At 35.5% G+C, this 22,559-nt stretch carries 10 protein-coding genes; 9 read left to right on the top strand and 1 reads right to left on the bottom strand.

Annotated features, from left to right (window positions below; all coding sequences use genetic code 11):
- The first annotated feature begins 4 nt into the window (after positions 1-4).
- From MHH71_RS03870 to MHH71_RS03860, 3 genes are read left to right on the top strand one after another with little or no spacing between them, the layout of a single operon-like run.
- Entirely contained in the window at positions 5-7,159 is a 7,155-nt protein-coding gene (locus tag MHH71_RS03870; protein WP_006094822.1) for an amino acid adenylation domain-containing protein, read from the top strand.
- Positions 7,156-7,377 carry an MbtH family protein gene (locus MHH71_RS03865; RefSeq protein WP_016114820.1) on the top strand — a complete coding sequence of 74 codons (222 nt, stop codon included), beginning with the start codon at positions 7,156-7,158 and terminating at the stop codon, positions 7,375-7,377. Before MHH71_RS03870 ends, MHH71_RS03865 begins: the two co-directional genes overlap by 4 nt.
- Positions 7,378-7,379: 2 nt before the next feature.
- Positions 7,380-8,834: an MDR family MFS transporter gene (locus MHH71_RS03860; RefSeq protein ID WP_006094821.1), complete on the top strand. Its 1,455-nt coding sequence runs from the start codon at positions 7,380-7,382 to the stop codon at positions 8,832-8,834.
- A gap of 303 nt (positions 8,835-9,137) precedes the next feature.
- On the opposite strand, the gene MHH71_RS03855 is transcribed toward MHH71_RS03860, so the two are convergent.
- The gene (locus tag MHH71_RS03855; RefSeq protein ID WP_098019289.1) at positions 9,138-10,367 is read right to left on the bottom strand and encodes an IS110 family transposase; all 1,230 of its coding nucleotides are present in this window, start codon (positions 10,365-10,367) and stop codon (positions 9,138-9,140) included.
- A 364-nt stretch (positions 10,368-10,731) separates the two neighbouring features.
- Between MHH71_RS03855 and MHH71_RS03850 the strand changes: the two genes are divergently transcribed.
- The 6 genes from MHH71_RS03850 (at position 10,732) to MHH71_RS03825 (ending at position 22,559) form a co-directional block, all read left to right on the top strand.
- Positions 10,732-11,496, top strand: coding sequence for a 4'-phosphopantetheinyl transferase family protein (locus MHH71_RS03850; RefSeq protein ID WP_006096891.1), 765 nt, complete (start codon positions 10,732-10,734; stop codon positions 11,494-11,496).
- A gap of 148 nt (positions 11,497-11,644) precedes the next feature.
- Positions 11,645-12,193: a hypothetical protein gene (locus MHH71_RS03845; RefSeq protein ID WP_006096890.1), complete on the top strand. Its 549-nt coding sequence runs from the start codon at positions 11,645-11,647 to the stop codon at positions 12,191-12,193.
- 1,181 nt (positions 12,194-13,374) lie between these two features.
- Positions 13,375-14,832 carry an argininosuccinate lyase gene (locus tag MHH71_RS03840; protein WP_139358596.1) on the top strand — a complete coding sequence of 486 codons (1,458 nt, stop codon included), beginning with the start codon at positions 13,375-13,377 and terminating at the stop codon, positions 14,830-14,832.
- A gap of 321 nt (positions 14,833-15,153) precedes the next feature.
- Positions 15,154-16,197 carry a cysteine synthase family protein gene (locus tag MHH71_RS03835; protein ID WP_006096887.1) on the top strand — a complete coding sequence of 348 codons (1,044 nt, stop codon included), beginning with the start codon at positions 15,154-15,156 and terminating at the stop codon, positions 16,195-16,197.
- Entirely contained in the window at positions 16,169-17,410 is a 1,242-nt protein-coding gene (locus tag MHH71_RS03830) for an ATP-grasp domain-containing protein (protein WP_033799312.1), read from the top strand. Before MHH71_RS03835 ends, MHH71_RS03830 begins: the two co-directional genes overlap by 29 nt.
- 55 nt (positions 17,411-17,465) lie before the next feature.
- Positions 17,466-22,559 carry a non-ribosomal peptide synthetase gene (locus MHH71_RS03825; RefSeq protein ID WP_139358595.1) on the top strand — a complete coding sequence of 1,698 codons (5,094 nt, stop codon included), beginning with the start codon at positions 17,466-17,468 and terminating at the stop codon, positions 22,557-22,559.

Below are 22,559 nucleotides of genomic sequence, written 5' to 3'. Positions count from 1 at the left end.
ACGAATGTCTCATTGTCAAAAGGTTCGTCATTCATTGTCAGGTGCGCAAACGGGTATGTGGTTTGCGCAGCAACTTGATCCAAAAAATCCAATTTATAATACGGGTGAATACATAGAAATACATGGTTCAGTTGATGTGAAAACATTTGAATTAGCTGTGCGTAAAGTTGTAATGGAAGCTGAATCTTTACATGTTCACTTTGAAGAAGATGCGAAAGGGCCATGGCAAGTTATCGATGATTCACCTGAATTTCATATGCATATTATTGATGTTAGTACTGAAGAAAATCCCCAAAAAGCCGCTGAAGCGTGGATGCAAGTGGATTTATCTACGCCAGTGAATCTGAAAAAGGACAAGCTGTATACGGAGGCGCTTTTTAAAGTCGCTTCCAATCGTTTCTTCTGGTATCAGCGCATCCATCACATTGTGATGGATGGATACGGATTTTCTTTACTTGCGCAAAGAGTAGCAAGAGTATATACGGCATTCATGAATAATCAATCGTATGATGAGAGATCATTTGGTTCTTTATATACCATTTTAGAGGAGGATACTGCGTATCGTGCATCGGAGCAATTTGAGAAAGATCATAGCTTTTGGTTAGAACGGTTCCAAGATCAACCAGAAGTAGTAAGTTTAGCGGAACGTGCTCCTAGAACATCGAAGACATTTCTTCGCCAACCAGCACATTTGTCTCGTTTAAGTACAGAATCTTTGCGGAAGGTTGCACATGATTGTAATGCGAATTGGCCGGATCTTATCATAGCTGCAACTGCGATTTATATACATAAATTAACAAGTACACAGGATATAGTTCTAGGTTTACCGATGATGGGACGTTTAGGATCAGCATCGATCAATATCCCTGGTATGGTCATGAATGTAGTCCCGCTCCGCTTGTCTATAAGCTCTAATATGAGTCTTGCTGAGGTTGTCGGGCAGGTTTCTAATGAGGTTCTTGATATTCGTTTTCATCATAAGTATCGTCATGAAGAATTACGCCGAGATCTTAAATTATTGGGAGAAAATCAAAGGTTATTTGGTCCAATGATTAATGTGATGCCATTTGACTATGCCTTGAGTTTTGCAGGAAATCATGGGGTTAAACATAATCTTTCGGCAGGACCGGTTGATGATCTTTCAATAAATGTGTCAAACGAGTTTGACGGAAATGGCTTAAGGATTCATTTTGATGCAAACCCTGAAGTATATAGATTAGAAGAGTTAATAAATCATAAAAAAAGATTTGTGAATCTTCTGGAAGATATATCGGATCTTCAGGTAGATTCACCGATTGGAAAACTGGAACTCTTACTTCATGAGGAACGCAAGCATTTAGTAGAGTGGAATCAAACTATGAAAGAAAGTTCATTCGTAAGTGTACCTGCTCTCATTGAAAAACAAGTAAGTAAATCTCCTGATTCTATTGCTGTCATATGTGATGGAATAGAACTTACTTATAAAGAATTAAATGAACAAGTAAATCAACTTGCTCATTTCTTGTTAGAACGAGGAGTTCAATCTAAGGAATTTGTAGCGTTAGCATTTCCAAGATCTGTAGAGATGGTTATCGGAATGTTAGCAGTTCTTAAGACGGGAGCAGCATATTTACCAATCGACCCAGAATATCCAGAGGATCGAATTACGTATATATTAAGCGATGCTAAGCCTGCTTGTATCCTAACACATTCTTCTGTTTTAGGTGATTTACCGAATGGGGATCATATAACAAGAGTTGTGCTTGATAATCAGGATACAAAAGAAGAGTTAAGAGGATACCAGAAAAATAACCTAGATTCATTTGATGGAGCAGCACCCTTAAATCCTGCGTATACAATTTATACTTCGGGGTCAACAGGTAAGCCAAAAGGTGTCGTTGTGCCGATGCAAAGCTTAAGCAACTTTTTATTGGCGATGCAAGATCAATTCTCATTACATGTAAATGATCGTTTGTTGGCTGTTACAACCTTTGCGTTTGATATTTCAGCTTTAGAAATTTATTTACCACTTATTAGTGGAGCAAGCGTTCAAATTGCCCAAAAAGAAGCAGTTCAAGATTCTTCAGCATTAACAGAAATCATTCAAAAGGAAAACATCACAATTATGCAAGCTACACCAACACTTTGGCATGCGCTTGTAACAGATTATCCAGAAAGATTAATAGGACTTAAAGTTCTTGTTGGTGGTGAGGCGCTTCCATCGAATCTAGCGTCTCGGTTAAAAGAATTAAATTGTCATGTTACAAATCTTTATGGACCAACTGAAACAACAATTTGGTCAACTTTCATGGATATGAATGAAGAAGAGAGTGGTACACCTTCTATTGGAAGACCAATTTGGAATACTGAAGTATATGTACTAGATGCAGGTTTACAACCTGTACCACCAGGAGTGGTGGGAGAATTATATATTGCTGGTACGGGGCTTGCCAATGGATATTTAGGAAGGCCAGAATTAACAGCTGAACGATTTGTTGCTAATCCATACGGGAAACCTGGTACACGAATGTACCGTACGGGCGATCTTGTTAAATGGCGTAAGGATGGTTCGTTAGATTATGTGAGTCGTGCAGATCATCAAATTAAGATTCATGGATTCCGTATCGAGTTATCTGAAGTGGAAACTGTATTATCTCAGCACCCTCATGTTGAGCAAGTCGTTGTAATCGTTCGAGAAGATCGACCTGGCGATAAACGTTTGGTTGCTTACATTGTACCTGATGCTGATGGAAATCTTGACCTTGCAGAAATTCGAACATATGCAGGAGGGAGCCTACCAGGTTATATGATACCGTCAGCAATTATGATGATGTCTGAATTGCCATTGACACCGAACGGAAAGATTAATCGGAAAGTGTTACCAGCACCTGACTTCAATTTACTTGTTAGTGAACGCGTAGCTAGAAATCCACAAGAAGAAATTTTATGTGATTTATTTGCGGAAGTGCTTAGTATAGCGCGGATTGGAATCGATGATAACTTCTTTGAAATAGGCGGACATTCTCTGTTAGCTTCCCGGTTAATGGGACGTATTCGTGAAACATTAGGTGTGGAATTAGGCATTGGAAAACTATTTGAATCACCTACAGTCGCTGAACTAGTTAAACAATTAGATAGCACGCAGAGTGCAAGGCCAGCTATTCAGAAAGTAGAGCGTCCAAGAGAAGTTCCTCTTTCTTTTGCACAGCGTCGTTTATGGTTCTTGAATTGTTTAGAAGGTCCAAGCCCAACTTACAATATTCCAGTAGTCATTCGAATGTCTGGTGAATTAAATCGAGAAGCTTTACAAGCTGCATTTTATGATATCGTCGATCGACATGAGACACTTCGAACTATTTTTCCTAACACGCTTGGTACGTCACATCAGCAAATTTTGGAGACAAATGAGGCAAATCCTACTTTAATTGTTACGCAGACTACTGATTCAGAATTACCTAAAGTACTTGCTGAAGCTGTAAGATATAGCTTTAATCTTGCAGAAGAGCCAGCTATCCGTATGGAGCTTTTTGAAATAAATCCGGATGAACATGTGTTACTTGTATTATTGCATCATATTGTAGGGGATGGATGGTCATTAAACCCATTGTCAAGAGACATAGCAACTGCGTATCAAGCACATTGTAAAGGTGAATCAGTTCAGTGGAAGTCACTGCCAGTACAGTATGCCGATTATGCCCTTTGGCAACAAGAACTATTAGGAAATGAGAGTGCACAAGGTAGTCTCATTTCACAACAAATTGAGTTTTGGAAAGAAGAATTGAAGGGGTTACCAGCCCAACTTGAGTTACCTACAGATTATCAACGTCCTGTGGAAACGAGCTATTGCGGAGAAACGATAGATTTTCATGTGAATCCAGAGTTACATGAACGATTATTAGAGCTTGCTCGTAAAAATGGTGTTAGTTTGTTTATGATCCTACAATCCGGACTTGCTGCATTACTTACACGATTAGGGGCTGGAACGGATATTCCAATAGGTAGTCCAATTGCTGGGCGTAGTGATGATGCGCTTGGAGATATTGTCGGATTGTTCGTAAATACACTCGTTTTACGTACAGATACGTCTGGAGATCCTAGCTTTAGTGAACTGTTAAGCAGGGTGCGTAAAGTTAACCTTTCAGCATATGAACATCAAGATGTTCCATTTGAAAGACTTGTTGAAGTGTTGAACCCTGTGCGTTTGAGAAATAGTCATCCACTATTCCAAATTATGTTAGCTTTTCAAAATACACCAGAGGCTACACTTGATATACCGAATCTAGAAACGCATCTTGAGATTAAGAGTGTTGGTTCTTCGAAGTTTGATATGACGATAGAAATAAGTGAACGTAGTACGTCTGAAGGTCAGCCAAATGGATTACATGGTTTACTTGAATTTAGTACAGATTTATTTAAGCGTGAGACAGCTCAGAAACTTGTGAGTCGTTTCATTCATTTATTAGAAGACGCAGTAGAAGATCCAGAACAACCTATTGGGCGTTTGGAAATTTTGGACGAAGAAGAGCGTCAAACAGTACTTGAAAAATGGAATGGCGGCTTTCAAATTGCGCCTGAAATGACCTTACCGGAATTATTTGAGAAACAAGTTCGCTTAACGCCAGATGCAACCGCTGTCGTATTTGAGGACACTACGCTAACTTATGAAGAGTTAAATAAGAGATCGAATAAACTTGCACGTCTGTTAATTGAAAAAGGAGTAGGTCCAGAGCAAATGGTTGCTTTAGCGATACCAAGATCTGTTGATATGGTTGTGAGTTTGTTAGCAGTTTTGAAAGCGGGGGCAGGATATTTACCTCTAGATCCTGATTATCCATCGGATCGAATTTCATTCATGCTAAGTGATGCTAGGCCTGTCTGTATGATTACGAACACACAAGTGACAATAGAGAGTGCAGAGACCGTAACGATTGTAGTAGACGATTTCAAAATAATGGAGACATTAAACAAATATGGTGAAGAGAATATAGAAAATGTGGAACGAATACAGCCACTATCACCTTTACACATCGCTTATGTAATTTATACATCAGGTTCAACAGGAAGACCAAAAGGTGTAATGATTCCTCATCAGAATGTTATAAGGCTACTTGGGGCAACTGACCATTGGTTCCAATTTGATTCGGAAGATGTTTGGACAATGTTCCATTCTTATGCTTTTGATTTTTCAGTTTGGGAAATTTGGGGGCCGCTATTGTATGGGGGACGTCTTGTTGTCGTACCACACACTGTGAGTCGTTCACCTAGAGAATTTTTAAATCTGCTTGTCCAGGAAAAGGTAACAGTTTTAAATCAGACACCATCAGCATTTTATCAACTTATGCAAGCAGATCGCGAAAATGTTGAATTAGGGCAAAAGCTTTCTTTACGATATGTCGTTTTTGGCGGAGAAGCACTGGAATTAAGTCGTCTAGAAGATTGGTATAGTCGTCATCCAGAAAATTCGCCTAAGCTTATTAATATGTATGGTATTACAGAAACAACTGTACATGTAAGCTATATCGAGCTGGATCAAAATATTGTATCTTTACGAGCAAACAGCTTAATAGGATGTAGTATACCAGATCTTAAAGTATACGTATTAGATAATTACTTACAACCTGTACCACCAGGAGTGGTAGGAGAAATGTATGTTGCAGGAGCAGGGCTTGCTCGTGGGTATTTAGGTCGTGCAGGGTTAACTGCGGAACGATTTATAGCAGATCCATACGGGAAACCTGGTACTCGAATGTATCGTACAGGAGATTTGGCGCGTTGGTGTCAAGATGGCACATTAGACTATATCGGTCGTGCAGACCATCAAATTAAGATTCGAGGTTTCCGAATTGAACTTGGCGAAATTGAAGCCGTTATTATGCAGCACTCTCATGTTGAACAAGTAGCTGTCATTGTACGTGAAGATCAGCCTGGTGATAAGCGATTAGTTTCCTATATTGTTTCGTCAGAACATGTAAACATTGATACAGCTGAAATGCGCCAATATGTAGGACTTAGTCTACCTGATTATATGGTACCATATGCTTTCGTTATGATAAGTGAATTACCTTTAACTCCAAATGGTAAGTTAGATCGTAAAGCATTACCAGCACCTGAATTCATGGTATCTACGATAAGCCGAGGACCAAGAACACCAAAAGAGGAAATTTTATGTGATTTATTTACAGAGGTTTTGAATTTACCTCGAATTGGCATTGATGATGGTTTCTTTGATCTTGGCGGTCATTCCTTACTTGCTGTGCAGTTAATGAGCCGGATCAGGGAAGCGCTAGGAGTAGAGTTAAGTATTGGTAGCTTATTTGCGGTACCGACAGTTGCAGGGCTTGCTGAAATACTTGAGATGGGGACGAGCCAAAGTGCGCTAGATGTAATCTTGCCATTAAGAACAAGCGGTGAAGAGTTACCTATGTTCTGTGTACATCCAGCAGGTGGACTTAGCTGGTGTTATGCAGGATTAATGAAGTCTTTAGGAAGCGATCATCCAATTTATGGTGTACAGGCACGCGGCATTGCAAAAAGTGAAGAACTTCCAAAATCATTAGACGAAATGGCTGCTGACTATCTTGAGCACATTCGTGAGATACAGCCACATGGGCCGTACAGGTTGTTAGGTTGGTCTCTCGGAGGAAACGTTGTTCATGCAATGGCAACTCATTTGCAAAATCAAGGAGAAGAAGTTGAACTGCTTGTTATGTTGGATTCTTATCCCGGTCACTTTTTACCAAATACAGAAGCGCCTAGTGAGGAAGAAGCGCTTATTGCCCTACTTGCATTAGGAGGATACGACCCAGATAACATGGATGGAAAACCACTTGATATGGCAAACGCTATTGATATACTTCGCAGGGATGGCAGTGCATTAGCGAGTCTGGAAGAGGAAACAATTTTGAACTTGAAAGAAACATACGTAAATTCTGTTGGTCTTTTAGGAAAGTATGTTCCAAAACAATTTCATGGAAACCTTGTATTCTTTAGATCAACAATCATACCAGAATGGTTTGATCCGATTTCTCCAGATACATGGCTTAGTTATATAGATGGGGAAATTGAACAATATGATATTGATTGCCGACATAAAGATTTATGTCAGCCAGGACCACTTACAGAAATCGGACAAGTATTAGCTAGTAGACAGCAAGCGATGAAAGGGGTAAATAAAGTATGACGAATCCATTTGAAAACGATAACTTTATGTATAAAGTGTTAGTAAATAAGGAAGGCCAGCATTCTGTCTGGCCAGCCTTTCTCGATGTACCAGCCGGGTGGGATGTTGTTCATGAACAAGATAGTAGACAAGCTTGTCTTGCGTATATCGAATTACACTGGAGTGATATGCAGCCAAAGAGTCTTCACTCACTTGAGTGCGTTTCAGTAGGGGAGTAGTAATGAATTTGAAGCTGAATCCGAAAATTGTTGTTAGTGTTGTATATGTAACGGCTATGTTTATGGCTGCTATGGATGCAACGATTGTAAATGTAGCTCTGCAAACGATTAGTCATGAACTACAAGTTCCACCTTCAGCAATGGGGACAGTCAATGTTGGATATTTAGTAAGTTTGGCTGTGTTTTTACCTATTTCTGGGTGGCTTGGAGATCGGTTTGGTACAAAGCGAGTATTCCTAATTGCTCTTTCTGTATTTACAGCTGCTTCCGCGCTATGCGGAATTGCTGATAATATTACTGCCTTAAATATATTCCGTATCATACAAGGTGCTGGCGGAGGATTATTGACGCCAGTAGGAATGGCAATGTTATTTCGAACATTTTCACCACAAGAAAGACCGAAGATTTCTAGGTTCATCGTCTTGCCTATTGCTGTTGCGCCTGCAATAGGACCAATTGTTAGCGGGTTTTTTGTGGATCATATGTCTTGGCGCTGGGCATTTTATATTAATTTACCGTTTGGAATAGTAGCTTTACTAATTGGTGCGTTATTTTTAGTAGAGCATATTGAAAAAACTGCTGGGCGGTTAGATTTACCTGGTTTTATGCTTTCCGCACCAGGATTTGCAATGTTGATATATGCAATGAGTCAAGGGCCATCAAAAGGATGGGGTTCCTCAGAAATAATAGGGACAGGATTAGGTGGACTTTTGCTTATTATTCTCTTTGTATTTGTTGAACTTCGTGTGAAGCAGCCGATGCTAGACTTATGTTTGCTGCAAGATCGTTTATTTCGGAATATGAGTCTCATTTCGTTATTTTCGGCTGCTGGATTACTGGGCATGTTATTTATATTCCCACTTATGTATCAAAATGTATTACATGCGTCGGCACTAGAAACAGGTCTTACAACATTTCCAGAAGCAATCGGGTTAATGATTGCTTCGCAAATTGTGCCTTTGTCTTACAAAAGACTTGGGCCACGTAAGTTGATTTCTACCGGTTTGCTATGTGCAGCGATTATATTTGTTGTTTTAAGCTTCGTGAATCAGGAAACAAACCCTTGGCTGGTCCGTATTCTATTGTTTGGCATAGGATTTTTCCTAGGTCATTCTGTAGGAGCTGTACAATTTTCAGCTTTTAATAATATTCATCCGTCTTCAATGGGGAGGGCGACAACTATTTTTAATGTGCAAAATCGATTAGGTTCCGCCATCGGTGTTGCAATTCTTGCAAGTCTTTTAGCGGTTTTTGGAAATCATGATGTAAGTGGAGCAGGAAATGAGAGTGCTAGTATTGTAGCGTATCAAATGGCCCTGCTTGGTGCAGCTGTATTCCTATTCATAGCATTATTATTTGCATTACGTATTCGTGATGCGGAAGTAATAGATACATCAAAGAAAAAAACGTCAGTCCAATCAAATGAAGCTCATTCAAAAGCAGTTGCAGGTGAATAAAGGAGGAAGAATCTGCCCAGGTGTAATAATAAATCTGGGTAGGTTTCTCTATTACAATAGCAATGATGAAAAGTGAGAAGGGGAAATGTTAGTAGGGATATTTGCTGAAGGATGGAATAGGTTCCATACTTTTCTTAGTATGAATATTGGATATAAAAAGACCTGTGGTGTGATGTCAAGTAATGATTCTAGTAATTTAAACACTTAATTTGTTATTTCAGCTTAAAAAAGGCAATACGAAACTAGACCATTAATGATTTGTAAATTAATGGAATATAGAAGAAGGAAGAATGTCAGTAGACATCATCTATCAACGCTCCTTCCGGGCGTGTAAATTTGGTTGTTGCGTAGTAGCGCATCCACCAAACGAACAAATTTTCTTGCGGTTAATGCGAGGGCTCGTTTGTGCTTATGCTTAGGTACTTCGGCAGATTTTTTCGCATAATAGTCACGATATTCAGGGACATGACGCCTTACAGAGTTGGCGGCTTCAACTAAGTAATAACGTAGATACTGATTCCCTGATCGTGTTAATGACGTGTTTTCTGCAGTAAAGCGACCAGACTGATATTTCTTCCAGAATAGACCTGCGTATTTGGCGATTCGTGTTTCATCGGTAAAGCGTTCAATTTGACCAATTTCAGCCACAATACCGGCTGCGAATACAGGACCTATACCTGGAATGCTTTCAAGCGTTTGAGGTAGCGATGACATCAAACTTTCTATACCTTTCTCAATCTCTTTAATTTGAGCTTGATACGTGCGCATAATCTGGATGGAGGTGCTTAGTAGAAGGTCAATAGAATCTTCTACCACTTTACTTAAACGATAGGATCCTCTGACAGCTTTTTGAATGGATTTTGCTATTTCTTCTGGATTACCAAAACGATTTTTTCCTTTTTCCTGAAGAAAAAGAGCGAGATCTTGTAAGGGCATTTGAGCGAGTTCTTCTAAGCTGAATCGTTCTAAGAATAATTCCATCATGGCATTTCCGAAGACAGAGGACCCAACGTCTTGTGTAAATTGACTACACTTTAATCCTAAGTGTTGAAGAAAATGTTGTTTTTCTTTTGTTAAGGCATGTACGAGTTGATAACGAGAACGAGTTAACTGTTGTAAGGCAATGTATTGCTCTTCCTTCACAATCGACATCGTATGACGTCCAAAACGAACATAGTCTGCAATGACAAATGCATCAATGGCATCTGTTTTATCCATCTCTGGATAACTTTTCTTAAAGTTTGCAATTTGTTTTGGATTAATCATAAACACTTGAGAACCGTAGGTTCTTAGCTCCTTATCATTGTGAAGAAACATAGCTGGATGGTAGCTATAAATCGACGTAGATTCTAAGCCAATCTTAATCACTTCACAGGTTAATTTGGAAGCTGTGTTCAGAATTTTTTCTTTTAATATTATGGCTCCAGGTAAGTCATTTGTAATGGTGAACGATTCTAATCGATCACCTTCACCATTTAAAAAACAAACTTTTGCATCTTGAGAGCTCACATCTAAACCAACAAATAGTTTCATGAGAGAGTTCCTCCTTTCTTTTAGAATCATTGGAAAATCTCTTTCTTGGACGTCTGGGGATATCCCTAGTGTGAACGCTGACCAACATCCTCGTGTATAAGAATTTACCCTTGCTTCAAAAGCCGCCCTAGCGCTACTAACAGCTAGGTTTGAATCAAGGAGAACAGCCTGTGAGTAGGAAGAATAAAGCGAACACTGGGAAACAGTCTTTTAATGTAGTTAAAGCCTACAGGGAGAGGGAGAATTGTCCCAAATGATCCTTACTTTCATTGTCTAGGAATATCCTCGGACGTCCAAGAGAACATTGTGTTAAATCGTCGCTTGAAAGAGTAACTAAAAAATAATATACGAGGGGAGAATTTTTATGAAAGATTGGGAGATTGTAGATTCAGTACCAGAGTTAAGAAGTCATCACTGTCAAGTATGGTGGGCGCGAATTTCAGACTTGCAATCTTGGCACTATAGTTTATTAAATGAAACGGAGCGTGAAAAAGCAAATTTGTTCCGTCATTCTGAGGACCGAGCAAGATTTATGATTGGATGTGCAATTAGTCGATTGGTACTAGGAAAACAACTCGCAATGTCTCCGCTTCAAGTACCAATCGATCGAACCTGTTCAGTTTGTAAGCTAGCGCATGGACGTCCGCAATTACCTGTAGGCATGCCGCAGCTATCTGTGTCACATTCAGGAGAACGAGTTGCTGTTGCGTTTACAACATCTACACCTATTGGTATAGATGTAGAACAAATAAATTCTAATATTGATGTACTTAAGATGGCAGTAGGAGTATTAACAGATATAGAAATTGCTCAGTTAATGCAACTGCCAATTGAAAGGCGAATTGAAGGGTTTTTAACATATTGGACGCGGAAGGAAGCGATACTTAAGGCTACTGGAGAAGGGTTAATGATGTCACCTTCTAATCTTACTGTATCAACTCCAGATCATTTACCGGAACTCCTTGTTTTTCAGGATAAGTCACAGCTTGTTGAGACTACAACTTTGATGAATTTGCAACCTGGCTCAGGCTATGTTGCTTCAATAGCTTTATTAAACAAAGATGTAATAGAAATGAGGCAGTTTGATGCAGGAACACTTTTACAGAGTACTAGACTTCTCCTTCGTTAATGGATAGTAATTCTTCAATTGACGAAGGTGTGTATCAATAATCGATAATAGAACAGTTACCTACTGATATTTTTCGTATGAAGTAAGTTTAGGAATATGTTCGCTTGAGTGGCTGCTAGATTATATAAATATAGAAGAGGTGTTAGTCATGTTAGTAATGGAAAATAGAAGAAGAGAATTGGCTGATGCTACAGCAGTTAAAGTGGTTAAAGGTTTATTGTTTTCTGAAGAAACATCATCAATTACATCGTTAGAAAATATTGTGAAAGATACAGTTCAGTTCAATGTTGTTGAACAAGAAATAATAGATAGGGAATATATTCCAAAAGAAGTAAAACCCTTTTTTGATAAAAAGGGAGCATTCCTGTACCGAGTTTCTTCCGTTAGTTATAAAGAAAAGGTGTTATCTGAGAATTTAATTTTTGCTGATACCTCACTTTTACCAAATGAAATTGTGAAAGAATTAGAAGATGGAAACGTCCCTATTGAAAAACTAGTAAAGCAGATGGAAGTAAGAAAGAATATGCTATATCAAGGATATCAGCCTTCTGGAAATATTATTGAATTGTTTGATGGCTGCTTATTACAATCTAGTATATATCCAACGAGAAAATATCAAATTATAAGTGATTGTAAATGTGTATTTTATATTTGTGAAGCATATCATGCCGAGAGTATATATGAGGTAATGAAGTGAGTCATAATGAACTAGCTTAATTCATTTTATTAAAAGAGAAGGATAGATAAGTAGAAAATATATACCTTATCTATCCTTTTTGTACTACATATGACCTCATTTGCTACCACGAATTTTAAATTTCACTATAGTACAATTATTGTATGTCATGCAACTAACAATTTTATTTCTTTTTTCTTACTTTTTTTAGCAATGTCCCGAAGCGTCCAAAAGCATTTTTAAAATTTTTTGTAGTACCAATACCAGTATCAAAACCATAATCCTTGTCTATTTTTTTATATTGTTATTTAGGTATTGAGAAAATAAAAATAGATGGATGATCTGGCTTTAAATATTTAATTTTAATAATGTTTTTTCTTTAAAAGGTTGAAAACGCACTGATGAAAAAGAACTGAATCGTATATAACCAATTTTTTTATTCTAATATTTTGTTTTGAAACAAGTCATACGTGGGTGCTATAAAGTACCTTTATATTAGGTCCAATAAAATGTCTCAATAGGGTTTGTTTGTTGGGACATTTTTATAAATTAACAAATCAGTGTCCTTATTCTTTTTATGTAGTTAAACAAAAAAATCAGAAACAATAGAAAAGCTATCTTGACAAGAGATAGCCTTTCTATTGTTTCTAACGCGTGATTAGTTTAATTTGATACCATTAAATTCTATAAAGTGCAAATGAACTTTTAATTACTAATTTCAGAATTAATAATTCTCCCTATAACACAATGTATGTTTTGGTAATAGTCGATATTGATAATGCAGAGAAGAGTTTGATTTATGAGTATCGAAAGTTAAAACTGAAAAGTTTGAATATTATTGATAAAACGAAAATAGTATTGCTTGATTTACTAGAATGATTTACAAAGAGTATATATAGATGAAAAATCCATTTTTTGAAAAAAATGAAAAAAGACAAATAGTTTTAGATAAGTACATATTTTTTGATTTTGACATTGTTATTTAAATAGCCTTAAGAAAGGCTTAGTTATGTTAATTTGAATAGAAGTGAAATATATTTTACTAATGTGTTTTATTGATTTTTAAAAGCATCCATAGCTTGTTTCAACATAATATATTTTTAAATAAATTACTTTTTAAATAAAAAAGAGCTAGACGTGATAATAAAACTGAATAGGATAAATGCTAAATAAGATAATTTAGGGAATCTGAGGTGAAGGTAGTGAATTTAACAGGAAGAATAAAAATAGGTCCTAGTGAGGTACTACATCAAGAAGTATTAGAGCCACAATTTATTTATGAATTAGAGTATTATCTTTTGTATTATGTCGCTATAGAAAAAGTATTGCTTACGGAATATAAACGTCTTGAATTAATTACTAATGAGAATAAAGAAATGATAATGAAAATTTTAGATAAAGTAACAAAAGAAAGTATTAACCCAGATCCTACGGCTAATATGTCAGATATTGCTTTTGCAATAGAGAGATTTGTAGAACAAAATCTAGAAGGAGAGGTACCAGCATGGCATATTGATCGTAGTAGAAATGATTTTCAATCCTGTGCACAGATTATGTTTGGGAGAGAACAATTATTACAAGTAATAAAGGAAATGAGGGACCTTTCAAACTCTGTTTATAAACTAGCAAAAAAAACAGTATATTTACCTATGCCTGGATACACACACTATCAAGCTGCACAAATTATTACACTAGGTTTCTATCTAACTGCAGTAAATGAACAAATATTGTTAGTTATGGAAAAGTTATTAGGTGTTTATGATGAAATGAATAAATGTCCACTTGGTGCCGGTGCTATGGCTGGTGGAGAGTTTGAATGGGATAGGAATAGAATGGCTATGCTTTTAGGTTTTTCAGAACCTCGTAACCATGCTTTAATTGCAGTAGCCTCACGTGATTGGACTTTACAAATCTCATCAGAACTATCCAATTTCGGTGTTTTTTTAAGTCGATTTGTTACAGATTTAATACAATGGGGGAGTAGTGAATATAAATTTATTGATTTACCAGATCAATTGTCAGGAATATCATCTGCAATGCCCCAAAAGAAAAATTTTCCTATCTTTGAGAGAATAAGGGGGAAAACAGCGCATCTTCACGCATTTTATTCTGACTTTGTGTTAGGACAACGCAATACAGCTTACTCTAATTTGGTAGAAACTTCTAAAGAGGCGGGTACTCATGTTATTACAATGTTTGAGACTTTTAAATCGACAATTCGTTTGCTTAAAACTACTGTAGATAATCTATCATTTAATGAAAAAAGAATGTTAGATGTTTGTACTGAGGAATTCTTTGGTGGTTTTAGTTTAGCTAATAAGCTTACTTTATCTAGTGGAATACCATACCGTCGTGCTCAAGTTATTGCTGGGCAATATATATTGAAAATGATGGAAACTGGTTTTAGACCAGAACATATAGATATAGGTGTACTTAAGGGAATCGGCTTAGAACACGGACTTCAAATTAAACTCACAAGCGAGCAATTAAAGAGTGCTTTTGATGTTACACATAACATTGAAAATAAAAAAACCATTGGTTCGACCAACCCAAACGATATAAAAATACTTATGGATGAACAAGAAAAACGTTATAAAGATATTGAGAAACAATGGGATAAAAGAGAAGAGTATATTAAAAAATCAGTATCACAAATATGATAAATAAATTTAATCAATGGGATAAAACCAATATTCTAATTATAACTTCAGTTTTAATGGTTAGGGTTTTTCAACTTAATTGCCGGCAATTGTTTAATAAATTATCACTATTGTGTCTAAATATATATCTTTTATCTTGTATGTTAGATAAAACAAATGAATTTGATTAATTACATTTACATCCTTTTAAGAGTTTGTACAGATATTGTATAAACTATGTTAGTCGACAGTTGATTTTTCGCTATCGTCGTTCAAAAGAGTATTTTTGGCATATTATAAATTTTAGAGTACTGATAATATACACAATGAGGTGTTAATCAAATGATAAGCGCTATCGGAAATACACCATTAGTAAAATTAAAAGTAAATAATAAAATGGATGAAGGTAATGTTTTTGGAAAATTAGAAATGTTAAATCCGTTTGGTATGAAGGATAGAGTTGCAAAACGAATTATTTTGAAAGCCAAAGAAACAGGAATATTAAAACCCAATGCCCCTATTATAGAAAGTTCATCTGGAACAATGGCCTGTGGGGTTGCTTTAGTTGGTAAGGCATTAAATCACGAGGTGCATATTGTAACCGATCCACGTATTGATATTATTACAAAAGCAAAGTTAATTTCACTCGGCTGTAAATTACATATTGTGGAAAAAATGGACAATAAAGGTTGGCAAGGAGCCAGATTAACAAAACTTAATTCTTTATTAGAACGATACCCTAATGCATTCTGGCCTAGACAGTATGAGAATCCTGATAATCCATTGGCTTATGATGAATTGGTGCAAGAAGTAGTACATGATATAGGGAAAATAGATATATTGGTATGTTCGGTAGGAAGTGGAGGTTCAATATCTGGTATAGCCAGAGGACTAAAAGTAAAAAATAAGAACTTAAAAGTTGTAGCTGTGGATGCTGTTGGAAGTGTGATTTTTGGTCAACCAGATTATCCTCGTAGATTACAAGGAGGGTTAGGAAATAGCTTAGTAGCACCAAATGTGGATTTCAGTATAATAGACGAGGTTCATTGGCTTAGTGATAAAGAGGCTTTTTCAGCGACTTTACAGTTAGCTAATAGTGAACAAATTTTTGCAGGTAATAGTTCTGGATCTGTGTATGCAGTTGCACGATGGATAAGTAAACAAACGGATAATCGAGTAAACATCTTAGCAGTTTTTCCAGATAGAGGGGATCGTTATGTACATACGATTTTTAACGAAGATTATCGTGAAAAAAACGGAATACAAAATATTGGTCTCCCGCTTGATCCGAAATTTGTTTCATATGGAACAACAGTATCCTCTTGGTCTTATTCAAATTTAAAGGAAGTGAAGAGTAATGACAAAAAAAAAGTTATTATTCATTGAGTCGAATACAACTGGAACTGGAATGATGGCCATAAAGAAGGCTTACTCTATGAACTTCATCCCAATATTAATGACTAATAAACCGGATCGCTATTTGGGACTTGAAGATACAGGATGTAAAATCATTGTTTGCGATACAAATAAGATATGTGATATACAAAATTCTATAAATTTTGAAATTCGACATCAGGAATTGGCTGGTATTTTAACAACAAGTGAATATTATCTTGAAACGGTTGCAAAACTTGCTACTATATATAATTTACCAGGGAATTCTATAGAAAGCATGCAGATATGTAGAGATAAATCTCTCACTCGAAAATGCTTAAACCAAAACAGTATTGGTCAACCCCATTTTAAAATTATTGATGGACAAGCACAGCTTCAGGAAGCTATTACGGAAATTGGTTTACCTTGTATTATTAAACCCGTAGATGAAAGCGGTTCTAATAATGTACTATTATGTAATTCTTTTGCTGAGGCAGTTGAACAAGTAAAATTAATTTTACAAAAAACTAAAAATGGCAGGGGGCAAAAAACAGCTTCAATGGTTCTTGTTGAAGAATTTATAGATGCTCCTGAATTTAGTGTTGAAATGATTTCCTGGAAAGGGAAACATACAGTGATTGGTATTACTGAAAAATTTGTAACAGGTCGACCTTATTTTGTTGAAGAGGGACATATTTTTCCAGCTTTAATATCGAACAAAATAAAAAAGGTGATTTTTGAAACCGTAAAAAATGCATTGTCAGTTGTTGGGGTGAAAAATGGAGCAACACATACTGAGGTTAAATGGACAAAAGACGGTTGTAAAATTATTGAGATTAATGCAAGGCTTGCAGGTGGTATGATTCCGGAGTTAATACGTCTTGTAACTGATATTGATATGATTGAGGAACAAGTAAGATGCTTTACAACTGGTCCTTCTCATTTCGATTTAGACATCAAAAGATATGCAGGTATTCAATTTATCTTAAGTGAAAAGGATGAAATTATAAAAGAGATAATAGGGATTGAAGAAGTTAGCGCCAGTGATGGTGTTGAGAACGTGACATTAGATGTAGAAGTAGGTATGCAAATTCATAGACCAAAATCATTTTCTGATAGATTAGGGTTTGTTATGGTAACTGGTTTAACACATGATGAAACTAAAAAAAGAATGGTAAAAGCTATTAGAGGGATTCAAATTAATCCTTTGAAAGAACGCATATAGAACTTATGTTAGGTAGATTTATTCAGAATTTTAAAGAAGGAACGGGGGAGAATTCTTGAAAGATTATATAGATTATAAAAACATAATGGAATGGCAAAAAACAAAAGCAGATTATCCTTTAGTATGTATGCATCAATTATTTGAAAATCAGGCTCAAAAAACACCTGACCAAATAGCTGTTGTAAAACAACAAGAAAGCATTACATATAGAGAATTAGAAGAGCGATCAAATCAAATTGCACAATACTTACAAAGATACAACATTAGTAAAGATACACCAATAGGCTTATGTATGAATCGTTCTATTAATTTAGTTGTAGTACTTATGGGAATATTGAAAGCAGGAGGTGCATATTTACCTATTGACCCAGATGCGCCAAAAGCTAGAATCAAACAAATTTTAAGTGAAGTACAGGCTCCATTATGTTTTTCTGAATCAGAATTGAAACCTAGTCTCCCTCTTACCCTTGAAACTGACTATATTTTTATGGATGAAATTATGGATATTCTAAACACAATGTCTATTGAAAAAGTTAGTATAGTTATGACACCAGAGCAACTTGTATCAGTTTATTACACTTCCGGTACAACAGGAAAACCAAAATGTGTAGGAAATATACATAGAGGCTATGTTAATAAAATTAATTCTATGCAAAGAGCCTACCCCCTACAATTAGGAGAAACCGTTTTACAAAAAGCAACAATAGCATTCGACGATTCGTCTATAGAAATCTTTTGGCCGCTTGCTTTTGGGGGGACAGTTGCATTAATGGAACCTGGATTACATCGTGATCCTAGAGAAATTGTAAATGCATTAATTCAATATAAAGTAAAATATATGTACATTGTATCAAGTATGTTAAGCAGAATAGTGGATGTAGTCGAGGAGAATGATAGATTAAAATTATCGAATTTAAAAGGGGTCTTTGCTGGTGCTGATCCTCTTACTCCTAGTATTGTAAGACGTTATATGGAAAAGATGCCTGGCATACTATACAATACCTGGGGCGCTACAGAGGTTTCAATTGATGCTACGATACATGCTTGTTCAGAAGAAGATAGAAATGAAGAGGGTACTATTAGTATAGGAAAACCATTTGATAATGTACGTGTATATATCTTAGATGAAAAATATCAACCTGTATGTAAAGGAGAAGTAGGTGACCTTTATGTGAGTGGAGTTGGAGTGTCGAAAGGGTATCTAAATGATCATGAACGTACGGAACAAATGTTTATAGATGATCCGTTTTTTCTAGGAGAAAAAATGTATAAAACAGGAGATAAAGGATATTACAGAGAAGATGGATCGATTAAATTTGCTGGTCGAGTAGATAATCAAATTAAAATAAGAGGTATTCGAATCGAGTTAGAAGAAATTGAAAGCGTAATGAGAAGAGAATCAAATGTAAAAGAATCGATAGTCCTTTTACGTGAAGATATACCGGGTGTAAAGAGACTAGTTGCTTATGTAGTTTTACATGAAGGTAAATCAGTTACTACTAATGAAATAAAAGGACATTTAAAAAATTATTTACCCGAGTATATGTGTCCGCATTATATCTATATATTAGACAGATTTCCTTTAAATCAAAATGACAAAATTGATAAACAGGCATTACCTATTCCAGATACTATTCGGCCTATATTAGAAACGGATTATGTCGCTCCTCAAACAGATTTAGAGAAGGAATTAACCAGTATTTTTTCTCAAGTGTTGAATGTAGAAAAAATAGGGACTAGAGATAATTTCTTTGATCTTGGAGGAGATTCTATATCTGCAACACAAGTAATGAGTATGATTCGTGTCTCGATAAATCAGGATGTTCCTTTAAAATTATTATTTGAATTAAAGTGTGTATCTAATTTAGCTAATTATTTTCAACATAATTCGTATAGTATAAAAAACAAAGAAAGTATAACACCTCAAAGTGGTAATAAACAGCTACCAATGTCTTATGCTCAAGAAAGAATGTGGTTACTACAAGAAATGGATTTAAATCAGGCAGCTTATAATGAACCAATAGCTTTTCGTTTACATGGGGAATTAAACGTTAAAGCACTAGAGTTAGCTTTAAATAAAATTATTGCAAGACAAGAATCTTTAAGAACATATTTTGTAGTATGTAATGAGCAGCCCGTTCAGAATATTGAGGATTCAATCCGCCTTAATATAGATTTTATAGATTTGAGTAATGAAATAGAAAAAGAGAGTACAGCTCAAAAAGTTATATTAGAAGATGCTCAGAAACCATTTAGTCTTAAAATTCCTCCATTATTAAGAGTAAAGATTTTTAAAATAAAGGATAATGAATGGATTTTTTATCTGAATATGCATCATATTATTACAGATGGCTGGTCAACTGTAGTTTTCCTTGAAGAGCTAGCAGTTTTATACGATGCTTACTCTAAGAATAAAGTTTGTGACCTTGAAGAGTTGCCTGTTGGATATTCTGATTTTTCTAACTGGCAACGAGTGTGGCTAGAAAATGGTGTTTTAGAAAAACAACTTTCTTTCTGGAAAAGTGAACTGTCGGGCGAACTACCTGTATTACAGCTGCCAATAAATTATCCTAGAAAAGTAGAGCAAACATATAATGGAGATAAATTATATTTTACTTTAGAGTCTGATTTAGTAAAAAAAGTAAAAGAATTAACAAAAAAATATGAAGTCTCTGACTACATGTTTATGATGGCAGTGTTCAATCTTATGTTACATCGATATTCTGGTCAAGAAGATATCCTAGTAGGGTCTCCAATTGCAAATCGTCATTATCCTAATTTAAGTAATATTATAGGTTTCTTTGTAAATTCAATGATTGTAAGAAGTCACTATAAAAAAGATGAAACATTTGTAAGTTTCTTACACAAAATGAAAGAACGTTGTTTAGAGATTTATAGTAATCAAGACGTACCCTTTGAAATATTAGTGAGGGAACTTCAACCTAAGAGAGATTTGAAACATGCTCCTTTAGTTCAAGTTATGTTCTCTTTCCAAAATAAATTAGAAGAAAATTTAAATTTACAAGGGATGTCTGTATCACCAATTCCAATAAATAATAAAACTTCAAGGTATGAACTAACACTCTTTTTAACTGAAAAAAGTAATGGAGAATACGATGGAGTATTTGAATATAATACAGATTTATTTAATTCAGTAACAATTCAGCGTTTTATAGATAATTTTAAAGTGTTACTAAAAGATATTCTATCTAATCCGACAAAAGAAATCTCTAGATTGGAAATGCTAGCAGAAGAAGAACACCAACAGTTAAAAATGTGGAATCAAACAAAAGTTTCATTTCCGAAAAATAAATGTCTGCATGAACTTTTTGAAGAACAAGTTCAGAAAACTCCTAATTTAAGCGCCGTAGTTTTTGGTACAAAAGAATTAACATATAAAGAACTAGATATGAAAGCTAATCAGTTAGCACAACTTCTTATGAAAAAAGGAGTTGGACCAGATAAGGTGGTCGGAATTTGTATTGAAAGGTCAATTGAATTGGTAATTGGATTAGTCGGTATTTTAAAGGCTGGAGGTGCATATTTACCGCTTGATCCGGAGGCACCAAATGCCCGGTTAAGGCAAATTATAAGTAATGCTGGATGTGATATTTGTTTATCACAAAAATCTTTACAAAAAAATCTCTCAATAGAAGAAGCTGAAATTATTTTTCTTGATTCTGAATGGAATGATATGAATGAGGTATCCAATGAGAAACCTCAAGTAGCTGTTACTCCGGAACACTTGGTCTCTGTTTATTACACTTCCGGATCAACAGGTCAGCCAAAAGGTGTTGCTAATATTCACAAAGGTTGGGTAAATCGTATTAATTGGATGCAGAATAAGTTTAATTTGAAGTTTGGGGAAACAGTGCTCCAAAAAACTACTTTAACTTTTGATGATTCGGCAGTTGAATTTTTTTGGCCTTTAACTACTGGAGGAAGAATTGCATTGATGAATCCAGGAATGCATAGAGATCCAAAGGAAATAATTAATGCAGCTATTCTTTATAATACTGTTCATCTTCAATTTGTTCCAAGTATGTTAAATATGGTACTTGATGAACTACATCTTGAGGATCGAAAGTATCTTAGTTCTTTGAGAAATTGTATATCGAGTGGAGAAGCATTATCCCCAAAAACAGTAGAAAAATTCTATCAAAAGATGCCGGGAAATTTACATAATACATGGGGGGCAACAGAGGTTTCAATTGATTCAACTATTTACACGTGTAATTTTAAGGATAGTCAAGATCATGGAGCTGTCTGTGTGGGAAAACCATTTGATAATAACGAGGTATATATACTTGATGAATACCTTCAGCCGGTTCCTATTGGTGTAACGGGCGATTTATATCTAGCAGGAGTTGGATTAGCGAGAGAATATTTAAAGGACGAAGAGAAAACAAAGAAAGTATTTATACAAAATCCATTTGTAGAAGATGAAAAAATGTACAAGACTGGAGATCGTGGATATTTTCTTCAAGATGGTTCAATTAAGTTTATTGGAAGAGATGATAATCAAGTTAAAATTCGTGGGATGCGTGTAGAATTAGGAGAAATTGAAGCAACACTACTTAAACATTTCTTAGTCAAAGACACAGTAGTTGTCTTACAAAAAGAAACTGAGGAGTTACAAAGGCTTATAGCTTATGTTATTCCAAGCAAACAATTGTCACCTCAAAATTTAGAGACAGAAGAAATAAGGAATTATCTGAAGAATGAATTGCCTGAATACATGGTTCCTTCATTCTTATTATTTCTTGATGCATTTCCTCTGAATGCAAATGGAAAACTTGATCGTAAAAAGCTACCTGCTGTAGAACGACAAATGTATGTTCATGATGTAATATTTGCTCCACCGGAGACAATGGTAGAAAAAGTAATAGCGGATATCTGGAAAGAGCTTTTAAAATTAGATGATGTAGGTGTAGATGATAACTTTTTTAATTTGGGAGGTCACTCCTTATTAGCTACACAAGTAGTATCACGTATTCGTAGACAATATAAAATTGAAATCCCATTACGAGAAATATTTACTAAACCAACAATTAGACAATTATCAGAAGAATTAGAAATTAAAATAATTAAGGAAATTGAAAATATGACTGATGAAGAAGCGCATGAGTTGCTAAATAAAAACATTTGA

Source organism: Bacillus sp. FSL H8-0534, assembly GCF_038005885.1.
Lineage (GTDB): Bacteria > Bacillota > Bacilli > Bacillales > Bacillaceae_G > Bacillus_A > Bacillus_A pseudomycoides.
This window is presented reverse-complemented; position numbering and strand designations above follow the sequence as displayed.